Below are 18285 nucleotides of genomic sequence, written 5' to 3'. Positions count from 1 at the left end.
CATCGGCCGCCGGCAGGGGGGACCCGTGGCCCGTACGGGTGACAGGGGGGACGTCCGCGGCATGCCGTACGTTCGTGGGGTGAGGGACGCACGGGACCCGAGCGCCGCGAGGGAAGAATCGGAAGCCCTGCTTCCGTCCGGAGCGGCGGCGTAGCGTCGGCGGCACGTGTCCCCCTCACCCCGCGGCCACCGCCTCGCACGCGTGACCGCCCGCCCACCAGCACAACCACCAGGACCGGCCGATCACGTGAGCTCCTCCTCCACCACCAGGCAGCTGCCGCACCCGTCGGTGCGGCAGGGCAGCCGTGGCGCCTACCGGCTGGTGCGCACACCCCCGGCCACCGTGGCTCCCCCCCGTCTGGACGCGGCGCAGCGTGCCGTGGTTGACCACCGCGGCGGACCGCTGCTCGTCCTCGCCGGCCCCGGCACCGGCAAGACCACCACCCTGATCGAGTCCGTCGCCGCGCGGATCGCCCGGGGCGCCGATCCCGAACGCATCCTGGTGCTGACGTTCAGCCGCAAGGCCGCAGTCGGACTGCGCGACCGCATGGCGCTGCGCATGGGCGCGGCCCGCGCGCCCCGGGCGACCACGTTCCACTCCTACTGCTACGCGCTGGTCCGCGCCCACCAGGACGCCGGCCGGTTCACCGAGCCCCTGCGCCTGCTCTCCGGACCCGAGCAGGACGTCACCGTCCGTGAGCTGCTCGCCGGCCAGCCCGAGCTGGAGCGGCTCGGGCTCGCCCACGTGCGCTGGCCCGACGAACTGCGCGCCTGCCTCACCACGCGCGGCTTCGCCGACGAGGTCCGCGCCGTCCTCGCCCGCAGCCGCGAACTGGGCCTCGGCCCGGACGCCCTGGACGCCTTCGCGCGCCGCACCGGCCGCCCCGACTGGCGCGCGGCGGCCGCGTTCCTCGCCGACTACCTCGACACCCTCGACCTCCAGGGCGTGCTGGACTACGCGGAACTGGTCCACCGCGCCGTCCTGCTCGCCCAGCACCCCGACACGGCCGAACGGCTCGCCGCCCGGTACGACGCCGTGTACGTCGACGAGTATCAGGACACCGACCCCGCCCAGGTGCGGCTCCTGCACGCCCTGGCCGGCGGCGGCCGGACCCTGGTCGCGTTCGGCGACCCCGACCAGTCGATCTACGCCTTCCGCGGCGCCGACGTGAACGGCATCCTCGACTTCCCGGCCGCCTTCGCGCGCGCGGACGGCCGCCCCGCCCCCGTCGAGGTGCTGCGCACCTCCCGCCGCTCCGGCGCCGCCCTGCTCGCCGCGACCCGTCTCCTCACCCAGCGGATGCCGCTGACGCGGCTGCCCGCCGACAAGGTCCGCGTCCACCGGGAGCCCGCCGCCGTGCGGGACGGCGGCCGGGTCGAGGTCTACACGTACCCGACCGCCGGCACGGAACTGGACAACATCGCGGACATCCTGCGCCGCGCGCACCTGGAGGACGGCGTCCCCTGGAGCGACATGGCCGTCCTGGTCCGCGCCGGCTCCCGCACCCTCCCGACGCTGCGCCGCGCCCTCACCTCGGCAGGCGTACCGCTGGACATCGACGGCGACGACCTGCCCCTGCGCCATGAACCGGCGGTTGCGCCCCTGCTCAGAGCGCTGCGAGCGGTCGCCACGGCGGAGGCACGGCGCCGCGACGACGTACCCCCCGCCACCCCGACCGCGGCGGGACCCACGGACGGGCCGTCCGCCGCGGGCGCCGAGTCGCCGGTCACGCCGGCCGGCGACCGTGGGCCGGCCGCCGATGACGTACCGGGGCCGGCCCCGGACACCTGCTGGCTCGACACCGAGACCGCCCTCACCCTGCTCGCCTCCCCCCTCGCCGGCATGGACGCCGCCGACCTGCGCCGCCTCGGACGCGCCCTGCGGGAGGAGGAGCGGGCCGCCGGCAACCCCCTGCCGCCGCCCTCCGACGAACTCCTCACCCGGGCGCTCGCCGAACCCGAGCGCCTCGCGGTGCACGACCCGGCGTACGCCCGCGGGGCGCAGCGCCTCGGCGCGCTGCTCCGCAAGGCCCGCGAGCGCCTCGCAGGCGGCGGTACGGCCGAGGACGCGCTGTGGGATCTGTGGGAGGGCACCCCCTGGCCCGCCCGTCTGGAGCGGGCCGCCCGGCGCGGCGGCGCGGCCGGCCGCAACGCCGACCGGGACCTGGACGCCGTGTGCGCGCTGTTCGCCACCGCCGCGCGCGCGGAGGAGCGCACCGGCGGCCGTGGCGCCCTGAACTTCCTGGCGGAGATCGAGGCCGAGGACATCGCCGCCGACACGCTCACCCGGCGCGCGGTACGCCCCGACGCCGTCCGCCTGATGACCGCGCACCGCTCCAAGGGCCTGGAGTGGCGTCTGGTCGTCGTCGCCGGTGTCCAGGAGGGCCTGTGGCCCGACCTGCGCCGCCGCGGCTCGCTGCTGGAGGCCGACCGCATCGGCCGTGACGGACTCGCCGAGCCGCTGACCCCGGGCGCGCTCCTCGCCGAGGAGCGCCGCCTCTTCTACGTCGCCGCCACGCGCGCGCGTGAACGACTCGTCGTCACCGCGGTGAAGGCACCGGCCGACGACGGGGACCAGCCCTCCCGGTTCCTGACCGAACTGGGCGTCGAGCCCAAGGACGTCACCGGCCGCCCCCGGCGCCCGTTGTCCGTCGCCGCGCTCGTCGCCGAGCTGCGCGCCACCACGGTCGACCCGCGCGCGTCCGCCACGCTGCGGGAGGCCGCCGCCCGCCGGCTGGCCCGGCTGGCCGCGCTCACCGACGACGACGGCCGCCCGTTGGTGCCGTCGGCGCATCCCTACCGCTGGTGGGGCATGTTCGAGCCGACCGAGAGCAAGGTGCCGCTGCGCGACCGCGACCAGCCCGTCGTGCTCTCCGGCAGCGCCCTGGACCAGCTCGCCAACACCTGCGCGCTCCAGTGGTTCCTCGGACGTGAGGTGAAGGCCGACGCGCCGGCCACCACCGCGCAGGGCTTCGGCAACGTCGTCCACGTCCTCGCCGACGAGGTCGCCTCCGGTCGCACCCCGGCCGACCTCGACGTGCTCATGGAGCGCCTGGACTCCGTGTGGAACGCGCTCGCCTTCGACGCGCCCTGGAAGTCGCAGCAGGAGAAGGACAACGCGCGCGTGGCGCTCGAACGCTTCCTGAACTGGCACGTCCTGGCCCGCACCGGCCGCACCCCGGTCGCCAGCGAGCAGGACTTCGACGTCACCCTCGGAGCCGGCGACTACGAGGTCCGCATCCGGGGCCAGATGGACCGCGTCGAGACCGACGGCGACGGCCGCGCCTACGTGGTCGACTTCAAGACCGGCAGACACGCCCCCACCGCGCGCGAGGTCGAGCACCACCCGCAGCTCGCCGTCTACCAGCTCGCCGTCCGCGAAGGCGCCGTCGACGCGGCCTTCGACGGCACGCGCCCCGAACCGGGCGGCGCGGAACTGGTCCACCTCAGGCAGGGCGCGGCCAAGCGCGACGGGGGCGACGCCCTGCCCCGGGTGCAGGGCCAGGAGCCGCTGGCCGGCGAGTGGGTCGGCGACCTGCTGGCGACCGCCGCCGGCAAGGTCCTCGACGAGCGGTTCACACCGACCACCGGCCAGCACTGCGCGCACTGCGCCTTCCGAGCCTCGTGCAGCGCCCGCCCCGAGGGACGCCACGTGGTGGAGTGACAGCGGCACCGGGCCGGGGTGACGCACCGCACTCCGTGCGCTGACCTGCGGTTTCCCGCCGCCGGCGGCCGTTTCGTCCCCGACTGTCAGTGGCCGCCGCTAGCCTCTTTCGACATGCCGGCCCGTATCACCGACCCCGAGCAGCTCAAGCAGCTCCTCGGCATCCCCTTCACCCCGGAGCAGATGGCCTGCGTCACCGCGCCACCTGCCCCGCAGGTGATCGTGGCCGGCGCCGGTTCCGGGAAGACCACCGTGATGGCGGCCCGCGTCGTCTGGCTGGTCGGCACCGGGCAGGTCGCCCCGGAACAGGTCCTCGGCCTGACCTTCACCAACAAGGCCGCCGGCGAGCTGGCCGAACGCGTCCGCAAGGCGCTGATCGCGGCCGGCGTCACCGACCCGGACGTCATCGACCCGGACAACCCGCCCGGCGAGCCGGCCATCTCGACGTACCACGCCTTCGCGGGGCGCCTGCTCACCGATCACGGCCTGCGCATCGGCCTGGAGCCCACCTCCCGCCTCCTCGCCGACGCCACCCGCTACCAGCTCGCCGCGCGCGTGCTCCGCGAGGCCCCCGGCCCCTATCCGGCGCTGACCCGGTCCTTCGCCGACCTGGTCAGCGACTTGCTCAACCTCGACTCCGAACTCGCCGAACACCTCGTCGACCCGGAGGAGGCCCGCGCCTGGGACGCCGACCTGCTGCGCGCCCTGGACGGCGCCAAGCTCACCAACGCAGACCTGCGCAAGGTCCCGGAGACGGCCGCGGCCCGCCGGGAACTCGCCGACCTCGTGAGGCGCTACCGGGCCGCCAAGCGCGAGCGCGACCTGCTCGACTTCGGCGACCAGATCGCCCTCTCCGCCCGCCTCGCAGGCATCCCCGAGGTCGGCCGCCTGCTGCGCGAGGAGTTCCGCGTCGTGCTCCTGGACGAGTACCAGGACACCTCGGTCGCCCAGCGCGTCCTGCTGGCCGGTCTCTTCGGCGGCGGCACCGGCCACCCGGTGACCGCGGTCGGCGACCCCTGCCAGGCCATCTACGGCTGGCGCGGCGCCTCCGTCGCCAACCTCGACGACTTCCCCGAACACTTCCCGCACGCCGACGGGCGGCCCGCCACCCGGCAGGCGCTCAGCGAGAACCGCCGCAGCGGCGGGCGCCTCCTCGACCTCGCCAACGGGCTCGCCGAGCCGCTGCGCGCCCTGCACGCGGGCGTGGAGGCCCTGCGCCCGGCCCCCGGCGCCGAGTACGACGGGACGGTCCGCTGCGCCCTGCTGCCCACGCACGCCGAGGAGATCGACTGGATCGCCGACTCGCTCGCCCACCTGGTCCGCACCGGCACGCCCCCCGGCGAGATCGCCGTGCTGTGCCGGACCGCGACCGACTTCGCGGAGATACAGGGCGCCCTGGTCGCCCGTGACATCCCCGTCGAGGTGGTCGGGCTGTCCGGGCTGCTGCACCTGCCCGAGATCGCCGACCTCGTCGCCGTCTGCGAGGTCCTCCAGGACCCCGGCGCCAACGCCTCCCTGGTGCGCCTGCTGACCGGCCCGCGCTGGCGCATCGGCCCCCGCGACCTGGCCCTGCTGGGCCGCCGCGCCCGCCTGCTGGTCGCCCACGCGCGCGTGGACGGCACCGACGACCCGGACCGCCGGCTCGCCGCCGCCGTGGAAGGCATCGACCCGGCCGAGGTGATATCGCTCGCCGACGCCCTGGACACCTTCCTGGAGACCCCGTCGGCCGGGTCCTTCGGCGAGGGCGCCGACGACGGGCTGCCGTTCTCGCCGGACGCCCGCGTGCGCTTCGCCCGCCTGGCCACGGAACTGCGCGACCTGCGCCGCTCGCTGTCCGACCCGCTGATGGACGTCCTGCACCGGGTGCTGGCCGTCACCGGTCTGGAGGTGGAGCTGTCCGCGTCCCCGCACGCGCTGGCCGCCCGCCGCCGCGAGACCCTGTCCAACTTCCTCGACGTCGCCGCCTCCTTCGCCGCCGGTGACGGTGAGGCCACCCTCCTGGCCTTCCTGGGCTTCCTGCGCACCGCCGCCCAGTACGAGAAGGGCCTCGACAACGCCCTGCCCGGCGGCGAGAACACCGTCAAGGTGCTCACCGCGCACAAGTCCAAGGGCCTGGAATGGGACGTCGTGGCCGTCCCCGGGCTGGTCACCGGCACCTTCCCCAGCGCCCAGGGCCGCGAGAAGTGGACCGCCCAGGCCAAGGTGCTCCCGCACGCCCTGCGCGGCGACCGCGACACCCTGCCCGACATCGACACCTGGGACTCCCGGAGCATGAAGGCCTTCCACGAGGCCATGAAGGAGCACCAGCACACCGAGGAACTGCGCCTCGGCTACGTCACCTTCACCCGCCCCCGGTCCCTCCTGCTCGGTTCCGGCCACTGGTGGGGCCCCAGCCAGAAGAAGCCACGCGGCCCGTCCGACTTCCTCCGCGCGTTGTACGACCACTGCGCCGCCGGGCACGGCGAGATCGAGGCGTGGGCGGACGAGCCCGCCGAGGACGAGGAGAACCCGGCCCTGCACACGGCCACCGCCGACCAGGTGTGGCCGCTCCCGCTCGACGCCGGCGCCCTGGCCCGCCGCCGTGCCGCCGCCGAGACCGTCCTCGCCCACCTGGACGCCCTGGCCGCCGACCCCGGGAACGGCGGACCGCCCCGCCACGACCCCGCCGGCGCCGACGACGCGGACTGGCCCGCCCCACCGGCCGACCCGCACGGCGACGACCCCGGCGCCGAGGAGCCGCCGTACGACCGGTGGCCCTACGCCGACGAGCCGCCGTACGCCGACGAGCCGCCGTACGCCGAGGAACCCCCGTACGACGAGGAACCCCCGTACGCCGAGGAACCCCCGTACGCCGAGGAACCCCCGTACGCCGAGGAACCCCCGTACGACGAGGAACCCCCGTACGACGAGGAACCCCCGTACGACGAGGAACCCCCGTACGACGAGGAACCCCCGTACGACGAAACTGTCCCCCAGGGAGCGGCCGCCCCCGGGGAAGCCGTCCCCGGGCGGTTCCCTCGGAGCGGTGCGCGGCCGGCCGTTCCGCGCCAGGCGTCCGCCCCGCAGGACCCACCCCGCCGCGAGTCACCGCGCGGGGAGGCCCTCACGCCCGAGGAGGCCCGCACCGTCGCCTCCTGGGACCGCGACCTCGACGCGCTCACCGGGGAGCTCCTGCGCGCCCGGCAGGCCGTCACCGACGTCCCGCTCCCCGCCACCCTCACCGCGACCCAGCTGCTGCGGCTCGCCGAGGACCCCGACCGGCTCGCACAGGAACTCGCGCGCCCCATGCCGCGCCCCCCGCAACCGGCCGCGCGCCGGGGCACCCGGTTCCACGCCTGGGTGGAAGCCCGCTTCGAGGAACTCACCCTGCCCCTGCTGGAGCCGGAGGAGCTGCCCGGCGGCGACGCCGAGATCGCCGACGAACGCGACCTCGAAGCCCTGAAGGAAGCCTTCGAACGCACCGAGTACGCCCGGCGCACCCCGTACCGCGTCGAGGCCCCCTTCCAACTCACCCTGGCCGGTCGTGTCGTGCGGGGCCGCATCGACGCCGTCTACCGGAACGGCGACGGCGACCGGACGACGTACGAGATCGTGGACTGGAAGACCGGCCGCACCCATGGCGCCGATCCGCTCCAGCTCGCCGTCTACCGGATCGCCTGGGCCGAGCAGCAGGGCGTGCCGCCCGAGTCCGTCACCGCCGCCTTCCTCTACGTGCGCGGCGGCGAGGTCGTACGCCCCGAGGGCCTGCCGGACCGGGCCGCGCTGGAACGGCTGCTCACCGGGGAGACGGAGAGCACACCACGGGGGAGCTGAGTGTGACGAACCCCCGCCGACGATGTCGGTGTGGGCGGATAGGCTCGTGAGCATGAGCCAGACCCCGGACAGCGCCGTCCGCACGTACATCGAGCAGCAGCGCGCAGCCTTCCTCGACGACCTCACCGCATGGCTGCGGATCCCCTCCGTGTCGGCCCAGCCCGATCACGCGCCCGACGTACGGCGCAGCGCCGACTGGCTCGCCGCCCAGCTCACCCGGACCGGCTTCCCGACCGTCGAGGTCTGGCCGACGCCGGGCGCCCCGGCCGTCTTCGCCGAATGGCCATCGGACGACCCCGGTGCGCCCACGGTCCTCGTCTACGGCCATCACGACGTGCAGCCCGCGGCCCGCGAGGACGGCTGGGACAGTGACCCCTTCGAGCCGGTCGTCCGCGGGAACCGCCTCTACGCGCGCGGGGCGGCCGACGACAAGGGCCAGGTGTTCTTCCACACGCTCGGCGTCCGCGCCCACCTCGCCGCGACCGGCCGCACCGTCCCCGCCGTCCACCTCAAACTGCTGGTCGAGGGCGAGGAGGAGTCCGGCTCCCCGCACTTCCGCGCCCTGGTGGAGGAACGGGCCGGGCGGCTCGCCGCCGACGCCGTGATCGTCTCCGACACCGGCATGTGGTCCGAGGACACCCCGACCGTGTGCACCGGCATGCGCGGCCTCGCCGAGTGCGAGATCCGGCTGTACGGCCCGGACCAGGACATCCACTCCGGTTCCTTCGGCGGCGCCGTACCCAACCCGGCCACCGCCGCCGCCCGCCTGGTCGCCGCCCTCCACGACGAGCACGCGCGCGTGGCGATACCCGGCTTCTACGACGGCTTGGTGGAGCTGACCGACCGCGAGCGGGAACTCTTCGCCGAGCTGCCCTTCGACGAGGACCGCTGGCTGCGCACCGCCAGGTCCCACGCCGCCCACGGCGAGGCCGGCCACACCACCCTGGAGCGCATCTGGGCCCGCCCGACCGCGGAGGTCAACGGCATCGGCGGCGGCTACCAGGGCCCCGGCAGCAAGACGATCATCCCGTCCACCGCCATGGTGAAGCTGTCCTTCCGGCTGGTCGCGGGCCAGAACCCGGGCCATGTCGAGAAGGCCGTCCGGGAGTGGGCCGCCGAACAGGTGCCCGCCGGGATCCGGTGCGAGATCGAGTTCGGCTCGGCCACCCGCCCGTGCCTGACCCCGCTCGACCACCCCGCGCTGCGGTCCCTGGCCCGCGCGATGGGCCGCGCCTTCCAGCAACCGGTCCGCTTCACCCGCGAGGGCGGCTCCGGGCCCGCCGCCGACCTCCAGGAGGTCCTCGGCGCCCCCGTGCTCTTCCTGGGCATCTCCGTCCCGTCCGACGGCTGGCACGCCCCCAACGAGAAGGTGGAGCTGGACCTCCTCCTCAAAGGCGTCGAGACCAGCGCCTACCTGTGGGGTGACCTGGCCGAGAACTGGCGTCCCGCACCCTGACCGGCCGGGGCCGCACGGCGGCGCACCGCGCGCGGGGCACACTGGAAGAACCGCCCCGAACCGCCCCGAACCGCCCGGCCCGGTGCCCTGCCGCCCTACGTCCCGCCGAACCGCCCGCCGAACGAACCGCTGCTCTGGGGGAGTGGAACCACCCGTGACCACCTGGACCGACCACACAGCCGACCGACCCATCTCGCTGACCGCCCCGAGCGGCATCGACCGCGCCGCCCACCACCGGCTGGACGAGGCCTGGCTCGCGGCGGCGTGGAGCCACCCCACGACCCGGTGCTTCGTGGTCTCCGGCGGCCAGGTGCTCATCGACGAGACCCCGGACGGCCTGACCGAACTCGTCATGACGCCCTCTTTCGAGGCACCGCTCACCGAGGCGCACCGCTACTTCCTGGGCATCGACGAGGAGGGCGTCAGCTACTTCGCCCTCCAGAAGGACACGCTGCCCGGCCGCATCGACCAGTCCGCGCGCCCCGCGGGCCTGCGCGAGGCCGGCCTGCTGCTGTCGGCGCGGGACGCCGGGCTCATGGTGCACGCGGTCGGCCTGGAGAACTGGCAGCGCACCCACCGCTTCTGCTCCCGCTGCGGCGAGCGCACGGTCATCGCCGCCGCCGGCCACATCCGGCGCTGCCAGGCCTGCGGCGCGGAGCACTACCCGCGCACCGACCCGGCCGTGATCATGGCCGTGACCGACGAGGACGACCGCATCCTCCTCGGCCGCCAGGTCCACTGGCCCGAAGGCCGCTTCTCCACGCTCGCCGGGTTCGTCGAGCCGGGGGAGTCGATCGAGCAGGCAGTGCGCCGGGAGGTGTCCGAGGAAGCCGGCATCACCGTCGGTCCGGTCGAGTATGTCGCCAGCCAGCCCTGGCCGTTCCCGTCCAGTCTCATGCTCGGCTTCATGGCCCGCGCCACGTCCACCGAGATCGACGTCGACGGGGAGGAGATCCACGAGGCCCGCTGGTTCTCCCGCGAGGAGCTGCACGCGGCCTTCGAGTCGGGCGAGGTCTCGCCGCCCTACGGCATCTCGATCGCGGCCCGCCTGATCGAGATGTGGTACGGCAAGCCCCTGCCGACGCGCGCTTTCGTCTGAGCTGCACGGCTCCGCCGGGGGAGCACACACGACAGGGCGGCCCGGAGCGATCGGGGCCGCCCTGTCGGACGTCGTGCGTCACCGCGCGGCGGTGCGGAACCTCACGCGGCGAGCTTCTGCTTCACCTGGGCCAGCGACGGGTTGGTCAGCGTGCTGCCGTCCGCGAAGAGCACGGTCGGCACCGTCTGGTTGCCACCGTTCGCCTTCTCCACGAAGGCGGCGGACTCGGGGTCCTGCTCGATGTTGATCTCGCTGTACGCGATGCCCTCGCGGTCCATCTGGCTCTTCAGCCGCCGGCAGTAACCGCACCACGTCGTGCTGTACATCGTCACAGTGCCCTGCATGTCTCGCGCTCCTCAGGCAGCTCGGGAAAGTTCCTCGGGTGGTAGAACGCACCGGCCCGGGCCACCATTCCCGCCCGGGTACGCGCGCTCACCCCACGGATACAAGCACAGCACTCGTGGGCCACCCCCTCCCCGGCCGTCCCGGCCGACGCGTGCCCACCGCCGGCCGTGAAGCCCGCCACACCCGTCCACGCCCCCGGGAGGCCACCGCCGCCGAACAACCGCGCCGACGCCCGCAGCATAAGTACGACCGCGCACCCACGCCTGTGGACAACCGGCACAGCCGTCCCGGGCGACCTGGCAGCATGGCGGTGTGACAGCAGCAACGCACTCCTCCCTCTTCCCGCGGGTACCGGACTCGGCCGACGCGGTGCTCGAAGGGCTCGACCCCGAGCAGCGCGAGGTGGCCACCGCCCTGCACGGGCCGGTGTGCGTGCTGGCCGGCGCGGGCACGGGCAAGACCCGGGCGATCACCCACCGCATCGCCTACGGGGTGCGCGCCGGCATCCTGCCGCCGTCCGCCGTCCTCGCCGTCACCTTCACCAACCGCGCCGCCGGGGAGATGCGCGGTCGGCTGCGCCAGCTCGGCGCCCAGGGGGTCCAGGCCCGCACCTTCCACTCCGCCGCGCTCCGCCAGCTCCAGTACTTCTGGCCGAAAGCCATCGGTGGTTCCCTGCCCCGGCTCATCGACCGCAAGCTCCAGCTCGTCGCCGACGCGGCCGCGGCCCTGGGTACCCGGCTCGACCGCAACGAGCTGCGGGACGTGACCGCCGAGATCGAATGGTCCAAGGTCACCCAGACCGTACCCACCGACTATCCGTACGCGGCTGCCAAGGCCGGCCGCGAGGCCCCCCGCGACCCCGCCGAGATCGCCCATCTCTACGCGGCCTACGAGGACCTCAAACGCGACCGCTCGCTGATCGACTTCGAGGACGTCCTGCTGCTGACCGTCGCCGTCCTCCAGGACCGGCGTGACATCGCCGAACAGGTCCGCGCGCAGTACCAGCACTTCGTCGTCGACGAGTACCAGGACGTCAGCCCCCTCCAGCAGCGCCTGCTCGACCTGTGGCTCGGCGACCGCGACAACCTGTGCGTCGTCGGCGACGCCAGCCAGACGATCTACTCGTTCACGGGCGCAACGCCCGACCACCTCCTCGACTTCCGCGCCCGGCACCCCGGCGCCACCGTGGTGAAACTGGTCCGCGACTACCGCTCCACGCCCCAGGTGGTCCGCCTCGCCAACGGGCTGCTCGCCCAGGCCCGCGGACGTGCCGCCGACCACCGGCTGGAACTCGTCTCCCAGCGCCCCCCTGGCCCCGATCCCGTGTACACCGAGTACACGGACGAGCCCGCCGAGGCGGAGGGCGCCGCCCGCCGCATCCGCGAGCTGATCGACGCGGGCGTGCCGGCGGCCGGGATCGCCGTCCTGTTCCGCACGAACTCCCAGTCCGAGACCTACGAGCAGGCCCTCGCCGACGCCGGCGTCCCCTACCAGCTGCGCGGCGCCGAGCGCTTCTTCGACCGGCCCGAGGTGCGCAAGGCCGGCATCGCCCTGCGCGGCGCGGCCCGGTTCGGCGGCAACGACGCCCTCCTCGACGACGTCGTGGACCTGCCCTCCCAGGTGCGCGCCGTCCTCTCCGGCGAGGGCTGGACCAGCACGCCCCCGGCCGGATCCGGCGCCGTCAGGGAGCGCTGGGAGTCCCTGGCCGCCCTGGTCAACCTCGCCCACGACCTCGCCGCCGCCAGACCGGGCGCCGGCCTCGCCGACTTCGTCGCGGAGCTGGACGAGCGGGCGAACGCCCAGCACGCGCCGACGGTCCAGGGCGTCACCCTCGCCTCCCTGCACGCCGCCAAGGGACTGGAGTGGGACGCCGTCTTCCTGGTCGGCGTCGCCGAGGGCATGCTCCCCATCACCTACGCCAGGACCGACGAACAGGTCGAGGAGGAACGGCGTCTCCTCTACGTCGGCGTGACCCGTGCCCGGGAGCGGCTGCACGTCTCCTGGTCGCTGTCCCGCTCACCCGGTGGGCGCCCGCACCGCAGACCGAGCCGCTTCCTCGACGGGCTGCGCCCCGGCACCACCGCCACCGTCGGTCCCGCCGGCGCCGGTGCCGGCGGCAGTGTCGAGCGCGGGACCGTCGGTGGCGCCGCCCCGGTGCCGCGTCGCGCCCAGCGCACCCCCGCCCGCTGCCGGGTCTGCGGCCGCACGCTCACCGAAGCGGGCGAGATGAAGCTGATGCGCTGCGAGGACTGTCCGTCGGACATGGACGAAGGGCTCTACGAGCGGTTGCGGGAGTGGCGCGCCGTCCAAGCCGGGCGCAGTGGCCAGCCGGACTTCTGCGTCTTCACCGACCGGACCCTGATGGCCATCGCCGAGGCGTGCCCGGAGAGCCCCGCCGAGCTGTCCCGCATCCCTGGCGTCCTCAGCCGCAAGCTGCGCAGTTACGGGGCCGATGTCCTGGCCATCTGCGCAGGTCAGAAGCCCGGCGAGGGCGGGTTGTGCGACTGATCCGAACTCGTCGCAAAAATAGTTTGCACATGCCCCGGCAATCCCCATAGGTTCTAGGCACGGAAGCCGCGGCCTTCTCGAAGGCACCGGTTCCGTGCTGTACTTGCATACCCGAACGGGCTGGTTCACCCCAGTCCCCGAAGACGCCGAGAGGAGGCGAGTCGAGTGATCACCATCAACTTCAGCACCACCGTCAGCACGGCCAAACTGACCGATCGCTCTGCCGTCTCCACGTGCATGCTCGGCGCCTCGAACCAGGGCACCGGTCTGTTCGGCATCCGTGCCGTCCGTCCGGCGTCCTCCCTCGCCCTCGCGGGACTCCCCGTCCGTGAGCGCAATGAGCGACCGGCCAAGGCACTGGAAGCGGTAACGGCACAGGCGCATGCCTATGCCTTCGCGGCTGCCGGTGCCGGATTCCGGAAGCAGACGACGCAGCACCACCTGATGTGGGCCTTCCGTGGGCCAGAACCCTGGAGTGATCCAGCCTGATCGTCGATCAGGCCGGCGCCTTCAGGGCCGCGGAACCCCACCCGGGATCCGCGGCCCTTCTGTTTGCCCCGAACGGGGACGACGGAGCGAAGGGGCCTCGGGACAAGGAAGAACCCGGTACCCAGCCGACACCCGGTCAACCGGCCGGACCGACCAGACGAGGAAGACCACCCGTGCAACTCGAGACGCACGCCCCGTCCGTACCGCCTTCGCAAACGATCCCCCCGCCCGGTCTCACGGAGGACCCCGCCTTGATCGCCCTCACCACGCTCACCGCGCTCGACGACGCCATCGAGAACCTCGGCGTACCCGTTCCCTGCCGTTCCTACGACCCGGAGGTCTTCTTCGCCGAGTCGCCGGCCGACGTCGAGTACGCCAAGTCCCTCTGCCGCACCTGCCCGCTGATGGAGGCCTGCCTCGCCGGCGCCAAGGAGCGGCGCGAGCCCTGGGGTGTCTGGGGTGGCGAGCTGTTCGTCCAGGGGGTCGTCGTCGCCCGGAAGCGGCCGCGTGGCCGTCCGCGGAAGAACCCGGTCACAGCATGAACATCACAGGAACGATCGACCGTCCCCTCACGCACGACCCCAAGAAGCAGGCCCCGATGAAGCCGTCCACCAGCGAGCACACAGGCTCCGCGATCCCAGACTTCACCACCACCGGCGCTACGGAAGCGCGACAGAACAGGAACCGAGAGATGCAACTCATGCAAGAAGCCCTGGCTCGTGCGCATATGCACGAGCGGCTGCACGACGCCGCACAGGAACGCCGGGCCGTGCGCCTGGCCACCGCCCGGCGGATGCAGCGCCGGGCCGAGCGCGCCTCGATGCGTGCCCGCCGCGCGCTCGCCATGGCCGTCATGCAGTAACGACGCATGCGGTAACGACGCTCATGCGGTGACGACGGTCGCGCGGTGACGACCGTCATGCGGTGACGATCACACCTCGGAAGCGGTGGCCTCCCCGGCGCGGGAGGCGAGGTCTTCCCACGGGGGCCGGTCCGGCCGAACGGACCGGCCCCCGCCGTGCGCTCCACCCGGCGCCGCTGAGGTCGCGGCGTTATCGTCGCCGGATGACGAGTCTTCCCGGAGCAACTGATCAGGGCGGCTCCGTCGCCGAGCGCGGCCCTGTAGTGTGCGCCCGCTGCGGCGCCCCGTCCGCCGGTGCCCAGCCGGCCACCTGGACCTGTTCGGTGGAGAACGGCGTCCGCCAGTACTTCTGCGACGCCTGTTCCCGCGAGAACCTGCGGGCCATCGAGGGACGGCTGGACTCGGCCTGGTGGTGACCCGGTCGGCGCCGCAGCCGGTGAAGGCCGGGCTCAGGCGCCCGCTGCCGGCTTCTCCTCCTCCTCGGCGGGACCGTCGGCGACGAAGCCCGGCAGCCACTCCTCCAGCTCCTGCCGCAGCCGCACCGTGGCGCCCAGCTGGCACAGCACGCCGATCGTGCTCAGGGTCACCCGGTGGATCAGCAGATAGGCCGGGGGCAGGTTGAGCCGCTTGCCGAGCTGGTAGGCCGGGGAGCGGGGGTCGGCGATGCGCGCGGCCTGGCCGCGCATCCACGAGCGGGTGAAGGTGAACGCGTCGACCCGGGCCGGTTCGATGATCGGCAGCAGGTAGTCGAGTACCGCGTCCGGGTCCAGCTCTATGGTGTCCTTCACGAACCCTTCCTCGCGGAGGAGTTCGTAGACCGACTCGGCGTCGCCGTCCAGCGTGAGCCGCAGCGAGACGCCGATCTGGAGCGGCAGACCGCCGGGGAGCCGGTCGACCGTGCCGAAGTCCAGGACCCCGAGGCGCCAGTCGTCCTCACCGGCGGGGCCGCCGGGCAGCAGCCGGAAGTTGCCGGGATGCGGGTCGGCGTGGAGCAGGCCGGTGCGGGCCGGACCGGAGAACAGGAAGCGGGCCAGGAGCTGGCCGGCCCGGTCGCGCTGCTCCGGGGTGCCGTCCGTGATGACCTCCGACAGCGGGATGCCGTCGATCCACTCGGTCACCAGGACCTGCTCGCACTGGTGCACCACCGCCGGGACCACCACGTCCGGGTCGTCCGCGAACACCTCGGCGTGCGCGCTCTGGGCCTGGGCCTCCAGCCCGTAGTCCAGTTCCTCCGAGACACGGTCCCTGAGCTCCGCGATCAGCGGCTTGATGTCCATGCCCGGGATGAGCGGACCGAGCAGCCGGGCGAAGCGACTCAGCTGCCCCAGGTCGGAGAGCAGGGCCTCACCGGCGCCGGGGTACTGCACCTTGACCGCGACCTCGCGGCCGTCGTGCCACACGGCCCGGTGCACCTGCCCGATGGACGCCGCGGCGGCCGGCTTGTCCTCGAACTCCTCGAACAGCTCGCGCCAGTCCGGGCCGAGCCGCTCCTGGAGCACCGCGTGCACCGTGCGGGTCGGCATCGGCGGCGCGGCCTCCTGGAGCTTGGTCAGGGCGGCGCGGTAGGGGCCGGCGACCTCCTCGGGCAGCGCCGACTCGAAGACGGACATGGCCTGCCCGAACTTCATGGCACCCCCCTTCAGCTCGCCGAGCACCTTGAAGAGCTGGTCCGCCGTCCGCTGTTGCAGCTCACGGCCGACGATCTCCGCGGACTCGCCCACGATCCGCTTGCCCAGCCCCCAGGTCGCCCGGCCGGCGAAGCCGAGCGGGAGCGCGGCGAGCTTGGCGGTCCGGGTGACCGCCTTGCGGGGAAGATCAGACATGCGCCCTCCAGGTCCCAGTCGGCCGCGCCGCGCCTGCCACGCGTCGGTGCTTCGTCGACGGCCGTTGCACCGCCATTGTCGCGCGTGGCTCCTCGTTGGTTGAGGAGTCCTCCCGTTTTGCTCGCCCCGCCGCCCCGCAGCCGCACCCGGGATGCGGCCGGACCGGCCGGGCGTGCCAGGTCAGACCGGGTACGGAGACCTCCCAGCGGGTTCCCGCGCCGGACGGCGACTCCCCGTCGAGGAAGGCCAGGGCGTGTGCCGCGGCGAGGCCGGCGACCGTCGTGGCCAGGGCCAGGTCACACGCCCCGATCCGGCGGGCCCGGCCGGAGCGCCACTGGGCGACCAGCCGGGGCCAGACCGGGTCCCGGTCCGTGCGGTCCTCGTGCAGGCAGCGGGCGCAGGCCGACTCGCCGGGCAGCACGAGCGGACCGACGACGCCCGTGCCCTCCACGACACCGGCGTACAGATGAGGGGTGCCGGAGGCCATGAGCGGCTCGGCGGTGAACGGGTCCGGTGCGTGCACGGCGACGTCGTCCCGGGGCGCGAGGATCACCAGGGAGAGGCCGGGCTCCTCCGGGCCGGGACCGGGACCGGGGGAGGAGATGCGGCGCGGGGGCCGGTCCGGTGCCGCGTGGCGGACGGCGCTGCGCGCCGCCGCGTCCCGGCGGGTGCCGAGCGAGTCGGCGGGCAGTCCGCCCGGTGCCACGTCCCAGGGCTCCACGCGTCCCACGTCCCGCACGTCGACCTCGCCGACGCCGGCCCCGGACAGTACCGAGGCCAGCAGGGCGCCGACCCGCCCGGCGCCCCGTACCTGTACCCGCCGGGCCCGCCGGGCGGCGAGCCGGGCCAGGGCGCCGCCCGGTTCGGACGTGGTCAGGGACAGGGAGGCGAGATCGGGGCGCAGGCGTTCGAGAACGTCCGTCCGCTCCCGCAGGGCGTCCGCGTCCGGCCCGCCGCCGCGCGCGTCGTCGACGAGGCCCGCGCGGGTCAGCCGCTCCACCAGCGCGTCGACATGGTCGTCCGGCACGTCCATGCGGCGACCCTCCTCGCGCAGCAGCGGCAGGCCGCGGGTGCCGTCGAGCAGTTCCAGGAAGCTGCCGGTGGCCGTGGCCACCGGGCCCAGTGTCAGCGCGTGCGCCGGGGTCATCCCGAACTGCACCGTGTTGAGGTCACGCCAGCCGCGCCGCAGCGCGGGCTTCATCACCGGATGCATGCCCGGCCCCCGTTCCCGTCGTGGCGCCCCGGGACCTCCCGGGCGCCCGTCCCGCCGGCGGAACCGGTCGTGCTCCGCCGACACCGGCCAGCATGCCCGTCCCCCCGCATCCCGTGACGCGGGTTGTCCACAGGCCGGCGAGTTCGTCGTACTGAAGGGAGTTCGTCGTACTGATCAGGAACCTGCCGGCTGATCGGGAACCCGCCGGTGGGAGGCCGGGCCCGCCCGCCGACGGACCCGGCCCCCGCGACCGGTCGTACGAATCAAACACATGGAGGGGGATCGGCAGCGAGCCGTCCCCGAGCCGGGACTTTGCCCCCGCGCACCGGGTAACGTCGGGGCGTGTCCGCCGACCCCCTGCACAGTGCCGGAACGCCACCGCGCAGCACGACGAGCCAGCCGCCCGGCGGCTCGGGGGCGAGCGCGATCGAGGTTCGCAGGAGTGCCCGGCGCCGCCGGACCGTCTCCGCGTATCGCGAGGGCGATCGCACCGTCGTGCTGATCCCCGCCCGGATGTCCAAGGCGGAGGAGCAGCGCTGGGTGACCGTCATGCTCGACAAACTCGCCGCTCAGGAGAGCCGGCGGGTGCTGGGCGACACCGAGCTGGGCGAGCGCGCGGAACGGCTGTCGGCCCAGTACTTCGCCGGTCGCGCCCGGCCCGCCTCTGTGCGATGGGTCACCAACCAGAACACGCGCTGGGGTTCGTGCACCCCGGCCGAGGGCAGTATCCGGCTGTCGCACCGCTTGCAGGGGATGCCGGAGTACGTGATCGACTACGTGCTCTGCCACGAGCTGGCCCACCTGCTGGTCCCCGGGCACGGCCCCGACTTCTGGCGGCTGCTGGAGGCCTATCCACGCACCGAGCGGGCCCGGGGCTACCTCGAAGGGGTCGTCGCCGCCGGACGGCTGCCGCACCTGCCCGTCGCGCCGGACGAGCGGGAGGCCTGACCCCGGTCGGACGGACGGCCGGGGCGCGGTTGTGTACCGGGTTCGTACCGACGACGGCCGCCCGG

13 protein-coding genes are annotated in these 18285 nt (G+C 74.1%); 10 read left to right on the top strand and 3 right to left on the bottom strand.

Translation table 11 applies throughout. The features are described 5' to 3' along the window. Positions 1 to 247 precede the first annotated feature (247 nt). From ACIQVT_RS10180 to nudC, 4 genes are all read left to right on the top strand, one after another. On the top strand, positions 248 to 3664 hold the full coding sequence (locus ACIQVT_RS10180) for an ATP-dependent helicase (protein WP_403750309.1): 3417 nt from the start codon (positions 248 to 250) through the stop codon (positions 3662 to 3664). A 114-nt stretch (positions 3665 to 3778) separates the two neighbouring features. Further along, positions 3779 to 7477: a UvrD-helicase domain-containing protein gene (locus ACIQVT_RS10175; RefSeq protein ID WP_403750306.1), complete on the top strand. Its 3699-nt coding sequence runs from the start codon at positions 3779 to 3781 to the stop codon at positions 7475 to 7477. Positions 7478 to 7529: 52 nt separating this feature from the next. Next, positions 7530 to 8933 carry a dipeptidase gene (locus tag ACIQVT_RS10170; RefSeq protein WP_403750304.1) on the top strand — a complete coding sequence of 468 codons (1404 nt, stop codon included), beginning with the start codon at positions 7530 to 7532 and terminating at the stop codon, positions 8931 to 8933. Between the two features lie 154 nt (positions 8934 to 9087). Further along, positions 9088 to 10032 (top strand): NAD(+) diphosphatase, encoded by a 945-nt coding sequence (gene nudC / locus ACIQVT_RS10165; protein ID WP_403750301.1) that lies wholly within the window; start codon positions 9088 to 9090, stop codon positions 10030 to 10032. Positions 10033 to 10133: 101 nt separating this feature from the next. On the opposite strand, the gene ACIQVT_RS10160 is transcribed toward nudC, so the two are convergent. Continuing rightward, entirely contained in the window at positions 10134 to 10376 is a 243-nt protein-coding gene (locus tag ACIQVT_RS10160; RefSeq protein ID WP_356819894.1) for a mycoredoxin, read from the bottom strand. Positions 10377 to 10689: 313 nt separating this feature from the next. Here ACIQVT_RS10160 and ACIQVT_RS10155 point away from each other — a divergent pair, with 313 nt between their 5' ends. The 5 genes from ACIQVT_RS10155 to ACIQVT_RS10135 all read left to right on the top strand — a co-directional run bounded on the left by ACIQVT_RS10155 (position 10690) and on the right by ACIQVT_RS10135 (position 14652). Next, positions 10690 to 12885, top strand: coding sequence for an ATP-dependent DNA helicase UvrD2 (locus ACIQVT_RS10155; RefSeq protein ID WP_403750299.1), 2196 nt, complete (start codon positions 10690 to 10692; stop codon positions 12883 to 12885). A gap of 165 nt (positions 12886 to 13050) precedes the next feature. Then, the gene (locus ACIQVT_RS10150; protein WP_403750296.1) at positions 13051 to 13374 is read left to right on the top strand and encodes a hypothetical protein; all 324 of its coding nucleotides are present in this window, start codon (positions 13051 to 13053) and stop codon (positions 13372 to 13374) included. A gap of 173 nt (positions 13375 to 13547) precedes the next feature. After that, positions 13548 to 13916, top strand: a complete 369-nt coding sequence (locus tag ACIQVT_RS10145) for a WhiB family transcriptional regulator (RefSeq protein ID WP_403750293.1) — start codon at positions 13548 to 13550, stop codon at positions 13914 to 13916. After that, positions 13913 to 14236, top strand: a complete 324-nt coding sequence (locus tag ACIQVT_RS10140) for a hypothetical protein (protein ID WP_403750290.1) — start codon at positions 13913 to 13915, stop codon at positions 14234 to 14236. The genes ACIQVT_RS10145 and ACIQVT_RS10140 overlap by 4 nt, the downstream gene beginning before the upstream one ends. A 203-nt stretch (positions 14237 to 14439) precedes the next feature. Further along, positions 14440 to 14652 carry a hypothetical protein gene (locus ACIQVT_RS10135; protein WP_403750287.1) on the top strand — a complete coding sequence of 71 codons (213 nt, stop codon included), beginning with the start codon at positions 14440 to 14442 and terminating at the stop codon, positions 14650 to 14652. A gap of 33 nt (positions 14653 to 14685) precedes the next feature. Here the strand turns inward: ACIQVT_RS10135 and ACIQVT_RS10130 are convergent, their stop codons facing one another. Further along, positions 14686 to 16059, bottom strand: coding sequence for an ABC1 kinase family protein (locus tag ACIQVT_RS10130; protein ID WP_403750284.1), 1374 nt, complete (start codon positions 16057 to 16059; stop codon positions 14686 to 14688). After that, complete coding sequence (locus ACIQVT_RS10125) at positions 16052 to 17272, bottom strand: TOMM precursor leader peptide-binding protein (protein WP_403750282.1); 1221 nt, start codon at positions 17270 to 17272, stop codon at positions 16052 to 16054. The genes ACIQVT_RS10130 and ACIQVT_RS10125 overlap by 8 nt, the downstream gene beginning before the upstream one ends. Before the next feature lie 342 nt (positions 17273 to 17614). Between ACIQVT_RS10125 and ACIQVT_RS10120 the strand changes: the two genes are divergently transcribed. Beyond that, the gene (locus ACIQVT_RS10120; RefSeq protein WP_403750279.1) at positions 17615 to 18220 is read left to right on the top strand and encodes a M48 family metallopeptidase; all 606 of its coding nucleotides are present in this window, start codon (positions 17615 to 17617) and stop codon (positions 18218 to 18220) included. Positions 18221 to 18285 lie beyond the last annotated feature (65 nt).

Source organism: Streptomyces sp. NPDC100445 (assembly GCF_044759735.1).
GTDB lineage: Bacteria > Actinomycetota > Actinomycetes > Streptomycetales > Streptomycetaceae > Streptomyces.
This window is presented reverse-complemented; position numbering and strand designations above follow the sequence as displayed.